The sequence below is a fragment of the Luteibacter sp. genome (assembly GCF_051958795.1).
In the GTDB taxonomy this organism is placed as follows: Bacteria; Pseudomonadota; Gammaproteobacteria; order Xanthomonadales; family Rhodanobacteraceae; genus Luteibacter.
On record NZ_JBQCFT010000044.1, the window covers coordinates 1 to 5,101 of the forward strand.

5 protein-coding genes and 1 pseudogene are annotated in these 5,101 nt (G+C 66.0%); 2 read left to right on the forward strand and 4 right to left on the reverse strand.

Annotated elements, in window-relative coordinates; genetic code table 11:
* The 4 genes and pseudogenes from ACTHLF_RS02565 to ACTHLF_RS02580 form a co-directional block, all read right to left on the reverse strand.
* Positions 1-358, reverse strand: a pseudogene (locus ACTHLF_RS02565) (ABC transporter permease); the annotation flags it as partial.
* A 9-nt stretch (positions 359-367) separates the two neighbouring features.
* On the reverse strand, positions 368-1,534 hold the full coding sequence (locus tag ACTHLF_RS02570; protein WP_440324587.1) for an ABC transporter permease: 1,167 nt from the start codon (positions 1,532-1,534) through the stop codon (positions 368-370).
* 12 nt (positions 1,535-1,546) lie between these two features.
* The gene (locus ACTHLF_RS02575) at positions 1,547-2,233 is read right to left on the reverse strand and encodes an ABC transporter ATP-binding protein (RefSeq protein WP_440324588.1); all 687 of its coding nucleotides are present in this window, start codon (positions 2,231-2,233) and stop codon (positions 1,547-1,549) included.
* Positions 2,234-2,254: 21 nt separating this feature from the next.
* The gene (locus ACTHLF_RS02580; protein WP_440324590.1) at positions 2,255-3,502 is read right to left on the reverse strand and encodes an efflux RND transporter periplasmic adaptor subunit; all 1,248 of its coding nucleotides are present in this window, start codon (positions 3,500-3,502) and stop codon (positions 2,255-2,257) included.
* Positions 3,503-3,619: 117 nt separating this feature from the next.
* On the opposite strand from ACTHLF_RS02580, the gene ACTHLF_RS02585 reads away from it, so the two are divergent.
* Positions 3,620-4,306: a fumarylacetoacetate hydrolase family protein gene (locus ACTHLF_RS02585; protein ID WP_440324592.1), complete on the forward strand. Its 687-nt coding sequence runs from the start codon at positions 3,620-3,622 to the stop codon at positions 4,304-4,306.
* Positions 4,307-4,376: 70 nt separating this feature from the next.
* Positions 4,377-4,784 (forward strand): large-conductance mechanosensitive channel protein MscL, encoded by a 408-nt coding sequence (mscL, locus tag ACTHLF_RS02590; protein WP_440324593.1) that lies wholly within the window; start codon positions 4,377-4,379, stop codon positions 4,782-4,784.
* Positions 4,785-5,101: the final 317 nt, after the last annotated feature.

Sequence of the window (5,101 nt, forward strand, 5' to 3'; positions counted from 1 at the left end):
AATTGAGCTCCGCCTGCGAACCGCCGCGCAGGACGATGGCGGTGTGGTCGTTACCCGAGGCGCGCAAGGTCTGTGCAAAGCCTTCACTCATCGCCAGCATCGCGACGAGCACGCCGACCACGCCGGCGATACCGACGACCCCGACAGACGAGGAACCGAGCCGCTGGGTCACCGTGGAAAGGCCCACGCGGGTCACTTGCCACGTCTGCCGGCCACGCCGCGTCGCGACCATCCACACGGCCAGCAGGATCGCCAGCACGACGACGCCCTGCCACGGCAGCATCGTCCACACGACCAGGAACAGCGCGATGATCGCGAGCAGCAGCACGCCGCCAAGGAACTTCTTGAATGTCTTCATGGCCGTTCCTCAGCGCCCTGCCAGGGCGTCGACAATGTTGAGGCGCATGGCGCGCAGGGCGGGCAAGGCACCGACGATCGCGCCGATCACCACCATCAGCACGAGGCCGAGCAGCCACGTCTGCGAACCCACGGGTGGGAGGTTGAGCATGCCACCGCTGCCCTTGGCCACGATCGGTACGATCACGCCCGCGAGGCCGAGGCCCAGCACGCCGCCTATCACCAGCAGCAAGATGCTCTCCGCCAGCACCATGTAGAGCACGCTGTGGCTGGAGAAGCCGATGGTCTTCAGCACCGCCAGCTCGCTGGTCCGTTCACGCACGGCCTGTGCCATGGTGTTGCCGGTAAGCAGGATCAGCGTGAAGAAGACCGCACCCATGATCGCGCTGACGATCAGGCCGATGTCGCCGATCTGCTTGGCGAACGAGGCGTTGAACGCCTGCTCGGTCTGGGTCTTCGTTTCGTGGTCGGAGTTGGCGGAGAGCGCATCCACTGCCTTCGCGACGCGGTCGGCATCGTTCGCCGAGTTCAGGCGGATGACATACCAGCCCACCGTCGTGCCGATGCTCTGGAAGGCGTTGGCATCCTCGAAATACTTGTGGTGAAAGAAGAACTGCTGGTCCGTACCGTTCGCCGCGCCCGGGGCGACCTTGTAAATGGCTACGATGTCGAACGGCCAGGTCTTGTCGCCATTGCGCTGCGGGAAGATCGTCGACTGGAGCGGGATCTTGTCACCCACCTTCCAGCCGAAACGCTTGGCCAGTGCCTCGCCGACGATCGCGCCGGTGCGGGTACTGGCGTACGTCTTGCGCTCTTCGGGGCTGATCTGGATCTCGTGGAAGATATCGAAGTAGTTATCGCTCACCGCGAAACTCAACACGAAATTCTTCGGATCCTGGTAGATCCCGCCGAACCAGTTGGAGGCGCCGACGTCACGCACGCCCGGCACCGCCTTGATCTGGTTGCCCAGGCTCACCGGCAGTGACTGGATGATCGAATAGCGCGAGGTGGTGATCAGGCGGTCGACGCCGATCACGTTGTCGCCGGAATCGAACGCCGACCGCGTGGCATCCAGCATGCCGAACAGCAGGAAGGCGGCTAGGATGGAAACGAGCGTGAAGAACGTGCGCGCCTTCCGCCGGAACAGCGCGGCCCATATGAGATGGAAGTATTTCATCGCGCCGCTCCCTTAGGCCGAGGCCTGCTCGACAAGGGTGCCCTTGTCGAGGTGCAGCGTATGGTTGGCGTACTCGGCGGCCTTGGGGTCATGGGTCACCATGACGATGGTCTTGCCGTGCTCGCGGTTGAGCTCACGCAGCAGGCCAAGGATCTCTTCGGCCGACTGGCGATCCAGGTCACCCGTGGGCTCGTCGCAGACCAGCAGGGTGGGATCGGAGACGATCGCGCGCGCGATCGCCACGCGTTGCTGCTGTCCACCCGATAGCTCCGAAGGCTTGTGCGAGGCACGATCGGCCAGGCCCACCAGTTGCAGCGCGATGGCCGCGTTCTGCGCGCGCTGCTTGCCGGAGAGCTTGGTCAGCAGCAGCGGGAGCTCGACATTACGCTGGGCGCTGAGCATCGGCATGAGGTTGTAGAACTGGAACACGAAGCCGACGTGCGCCGCGCGCCACCGCGCCAGCTGACCCGCGCCAAGCGTGTCGATGCGCTCGCCCGCCACGGTGATGCTGCCGCCGCTCGGCGTATCGAGGCCGCCGATCAGGTTCAGCAGCGTCGTCTTGCCCGAGCCCGAAGGGCCCATCAACGCGAGGAAGTCACCCTCCTCGATTTTCAGGTCGACGCCATGTAGCACCTCGACCTTCTGCCGGCCGCGCTCATACACCTTGGACAGGTCCTGGATGTCGATCAGGGTAGCCATGCGGGTAATCTCCTTGGACGCTCAGGGAGCGGACTGGGTGACGTGGACGGAGGTGCCATCGACGACGGTGTCGGGTGGCGTGGTGATGACGGTTTCGCCAGCGGCGAGGCCAGCGGTAACCAGGCGGAGATCGTTGTTCACGGGCTTGGCAGCCGTGATGTCGCGACGGCGGGCCTTTTCGTCGGTGACGACGAACGCCACGTCATGGCCATCGCGCTGCACGATGGCATTGGCGGGCACCATCACGCCCTTGGGCGGTTCGGCGTGCGCGGCGGCGCGCTTTTCCAGGAACGAAACACGAACGCCCATGTCCGGCACGATGCGCCCATCCTTCTGCTCCAGCGCGACGCGGACTTTCACCGTCGCCTTGCCGCGATCGGCCGCCGGCACGATCGCGATCACATGCGCAGGGATGCGCCAGTCGGGGTACGCGTCGAGCACCGCTTCCGCGGCCATGTCCGGCTGCACGCGGCCGATATAGGCCTCATTGACGTCCACGTCGATCTCCAGCGAATCCATGTCAACGATGGTGCCCACGCCGGTACGGGTGAACCCGCCGCCGGCCGAAAGCGGCGAGACGATCTCGCCCACCTGGGCCGCCTTGTCGGTGATCACGCCGTCGAACGGCGCGCGCACCACGGTGTAATCGAGGTTGACCTGTGCCACGCCCACCTGCGAATCCGCGGCCTGCGCCTGGCGGCGCGAGGTATTGAGCTGGGCACGGAAGGTATTGGCCTGCGTGCGGGTCTGCTCGGCGATCTGCTTCGACACCAGCCCACGGCCGACGAGGGCTTCCTGGCGCGTGGCGTCGCGCAGCGCCTGGTCTAGCTGCGCCTCGTTCTGGGTGACGTTGGCATGCGCCGCCGCGGCATTGGCCTGCGCCGAGGCGAGGCTGGCGCGCAAGGCGTTGTCTTCGAGGCGGGCCAGTACCTGGCCCTTCGTTACCCGGTCGCCTTCTTCGATCAGCACCTCGGTGAGCGAGCCGGTGATCTGCGCCGAGACCGTCGCTTGCCTGCGCGCTGTCACATAACCGGTGGCCTGCAGCACCGCGCCCGCGTCGCCCGCCGAAGCCGGGGCCACGGCGGTGGCTGTCTGCACCTCCACGGCACGGCGGCCGAAGAAGGCCCAGGCACCCAGGCCGGCCGCCAGCAGGATGAGCACGATGCCGGCGATCGCGGCGATCCGGCCCCAGGGCGGGCCGCCACCGGGCGCTTCCTTGTGCGATTTATCGATCTTCAGCTGCTTCAGCAGCTCGGCGTTCGAGTTCATGTCCCCTCACATCCCCTCACGGTGTTCGTACAAGATCATGCGAACCTGGGCGACCGTGCGCTATTCAGGCCCATCAGTCATCTGCCGTGACAGGTGTCACCTGCTAGGCTTGGCAGCATGAATACCGTCATCCCCATGCCGGCCCAGCCGAGCCTCCCCGTCACCGGCCAGGCCGGTCGTTTCCCCGTCCGCCGCATTTTCTGCATCGGCCGCAACTACGCGGACCATGCGAAGGAAATGGGCGCCAGCGTCGACAAGGCGAACCCCATGTTCTTCACCAAGCCGGCCGATGCCGTGGTGACGGATGGCGCCGACGTGCCCTACCCCAGCGCCACCAGCGATCTCCACCACGAGGTGGAGATGGTCGTGGCCCTGGGCGCCGGTGGCTCCCACCTTAGCGCGGACGACGCACGCAAGCTCGTCTGGGGCTATGGCGTGGGCCTGGACCTCACCCGCCGCGACCTGCAGGCGCAGGCCAAGGCGAAGGGCGCCCCCTGGGACGTGGCCAAGGCATTCGACCATTCGGCACCGGTATCCGCGCTGGTCCCTGCCAGCGAGGCCACGCCCACCGCCGCCACGACGATCACCCTGGAGATCAACGGCCAGGTACGCCAGCAGGCAACGCTCGGCGATATGGTGCTCGACGTCGGCGAGATCCTCGCGGCACTATCCACCCTGTTCGAACTGAAGGCAGGGGACCTGGTCTTCACCGGCACGCCCGCGGGGGTCTCGGCATTGCAAAAGGGTGACCGGTTCCGCGCGACGCTCGGGGACATCGTTTCTTTCGAGGGCAAGGTAGTGTGAATTCGCGCGATCCCTACATCGGGATCGCTAGGTTGGGAATTTCGACACGACGCAACGAGGAGTCCATGCGATGAGCATGATGGAAGAATTCAAGAAATTCGCCCTGCGCGGCAACGTGATCGACCTGGCGGTCGGTGTGGTCATCGGCGCGGCGTTCGGCAAGATCGTGACGTCGCTGGTGGACAACATCATCATGCCCCCGATCGGCATGCTGATCGGCGGTATCGATTTCTCGGACTGGAAGTGGGTGTTGAAACCCGCGGACGCGGCATCGAAGACAGCTGAAGTCGCCATCCAGTACGGCGTGTTCATCAACGTGCTCATCCAGTTCATCATCATCGCGTTCGCGATCTTCCTGGTGGTCAAGGCGATCAACAAACTGACCCGCCACGAAGACAAGCCCGCCGCCACGCCCGCCGACGTGGTGCTGCTTCAGGAAATCCGCGACCTGCTGAAGCAGCAGAAGAACCTCCCTTAAGTTTCACTGTGGGAGCGCGCTTGCGCGCGATGCTTTAGGCGATGCCCGGTACGGCCGGGCTCGCCTTCACGCTCTCGAACCAGTTCATTCGCTGGGCGCGAATGCATGTAACCAGCGGCTTGCGCCGCCTCGCGCTCCGACGTCTCTGGAAAGAGGCCTTGAGGCCCACCCTCGCTGCTCAGACAGGTCCTGTGGGAGCGGGGGGGGGGGGGGGGGGGGGGGGGGGGGGGGGGCCCGACGGCGCCCGCCAGCCCCCGCCACCCCACGGGGGGGGGGAGGGCCGCCGCGGGGGGGGGGCCCGCGGCCCCCCCGCCGCC

What these genes read in the sequence shown, in the direction of transcription:
- ACTHLF_RS02570 (WP_440324587.1), bottom strand. Translation starts at nt 1,534, where the DNA reads ATGAAATACTTCCATCTCATATGGGCCGCGCTGTTCCGGCGGAAGGCG.
- ACTHLF_RS02575 (WP_440324588.1), bottom strand. Translation starts at nt 2,233, where the DNA reads ATGGCTACCCTGATCGACATCCAGGACCTGTCCAAGGTGTATGAGCGC.
- ACTHLF_RS02580 (WP_440324590.1), bottom strand. Translation starts at nt 3,502, where the DNA reads ATGAACTCGAACGCCGAGCTGCTGAAGCAGCTGAAGATCGATAAATCG.
- ACTHLF_RS02585 (WP_440324592.1), top strand. Translation starts at nt 3,620, where the DNA reads ATGAATACCGTCATCCCCATGCCGGCCCAGCCGAGCCTCCCCGTCACC.
- mscL (WP_440324593.1), top strand. Translation starts at nt 4,377, where the DNA reads ATGAGCATGATGGAAGAATTCAAGAAATTCGCCCTGCGCGGCAACGTG.